The sequence below is a fragment of the Clostridium uliginosum genome, assembly GCF_900112485.1.
Taxonomy (GTDB): domain Bacteria; phylum Bacillota; class Clostridia; order Clostridiales; family Clostridiaceae; genus Clostridium; species Clostridium uliginosum.
The window spans coordinates 1-1746 of record NZ_FOMG01000066.1 but is presented as its reverse complement, the minus strand read 5'-3'; the positions used below and the strand labels follow the sequence as shown (position 1 = coordinate 1746).

The 1746-nt window shown below is 27.9% G+C and carries 1 protein-coding gene; it reads left to right on the top strand.

Annotation, left to right across the window (positions count from 1 at the left end):
* Nucleotides 1–87: 87 nt before the first annotated feature.
* Nucleotides 88–1671, top strand: a complete 1584-nt coding sequence (locus BM027_RS17810; protein WP_090094509.1) for an IS1182 family transposase — start codon at nucleotides 88–90, stop codon at nucleotides 1669–1671.
* Nucleotides 1672–1746 lie beyond the last annotated feature (75 nt).

Genomic DNA, 1746 nt, shown 5'->3' with positions numbered 1-1746 from the left:
GAGGCTGTATCAAAATAAATTTGATACTAGCCGATAAAAAAAGTGGATTCATTAATTTGAATCCACTTTTTTGCGCATAATATTTATATGAAATACGAAAATATTATACCTATACATCAAATAGGATTCCCAATTAATTTAGAAAATATTATACCTAAAGATGATTCAGTAAGATTGCTTTATGAAGTAACGGAGGGATTAAATTATTCAAAACTATATGAAGCATATTCTACAATAGGTAGAAATTCTGCAATCTTACCAGAAAGTCTATTTAAAATATTAATTTATGGATATATGGAAGGAATTTATTCAAGTAGAAAACTTGAAAAAGCTTGTAATAGAGATATTAACTTCAAGTGGCTTTTGCAGGGTCAAAAGTCTCCAACTCATAATACAATAGCAAGGTTTAGAAGCGAAAGATTAGCCAATTGTATTGAAGATTTATTTAGTCAACTCATCATTAAGTTAGGAAAACTTAATGAAATAGAATTTAAAAATATCTTTATCGATGGAACTAAAATCGAAGCGAATGCAAATAGATATACATTTGTCTGGAAAAAATCTACTGATAAATTTGAAGCTAAATTGCAAGAAAAAACAAGAACAGTCCTAAAAGAAATGATTTCAGACCTTAATTGGAATATTGATATTTGTGATAATAAAATCTTAGTTTCAGATATAGATAATATTTTAAATGAACTTAAACTAAGAAAAGAAAATGAAAATATAGAATTCGTTTATGGAAAAGGTAAAAGAAAAAGTAAGCTTCAAAAATATACTGAACTTCTAGAAAATTTTGTAGAAAAACAAAGCAAATATGACGAATACAATAGCATTTTCAATGGTCGAAATAGTTTTTCAAAAACTGATCATGACGCTACTTTCATGCATATGAAAGAGGATCATATGAAAAATGGTCAATTAAAACCGGCATATAATATACAAATAGGGGTAGAAGGTGAATACATAGTTGGAGTAGATATTTCAAGTGAAAGGTCGGATCAACTTACGTTTATACCATTTCTAGAAAAACTAGAATCTAATTTAGATAAAAAATATGAAGCGATAACCGCTGACGCAGGATACGAAAGTGAAGAAAACTACACATATCTTGAAAAAAATGACCAACAATCATACATTAAACCACAAACATATGAAAAATCAAAAACTATGAAATTTAAAAGGGATATTAGCAAAAGAGAAAATATGTACTATAACCAAGAAGATGACTATTATGTTTGTGCTGCTGGAAAGAAATTATTATTAAAAGGAACTAGACTAAGAAAATCCAAATCAGGCTTTGAGTCTAAAATTATAATTTACGAATGCGAAAGCTGTTTAGAATGCTCATATAAAAGTAATTGTACTAAGGCCAAAGGAAACAAACAATTGCATGTAGCAAAAGAATTTATAAGATTAAGAAAAAAGTCTTTGCTAAATATTACTACGCCAAAAGGAATAATTTTAAGAATGAATAGGTCTATTCAAGTTGAAGGTGCCTTTGGTGTAATAAAACAAGATTATGGATTTAGAAGATTCCTTATGCGAGGAAATAAGAATGTAAAAATCGAATTTCTATTAATGGCATTTGGATATAATGTAAATAAGCTACATAGTAAAACTATTCAACATCGTAGCGGTAAGCTGCTTCATGAGCAGCAAGCTTCATAAATAAAGAAATATAGTAAAATTATGGAGAAGGTATCTTTACCTTCTTATCGTCATGCAATCAAATAATATAATTAC

Bases quoted from the DNA above. Each gene is read 5' to 3' on its own strand.
- BM027_RS17810 (WP_090094509.1), top strand. From the start codon at position 88: ATGAAATACGAAAATATTATACCTATACATCAAATAGGATTCCCAATT.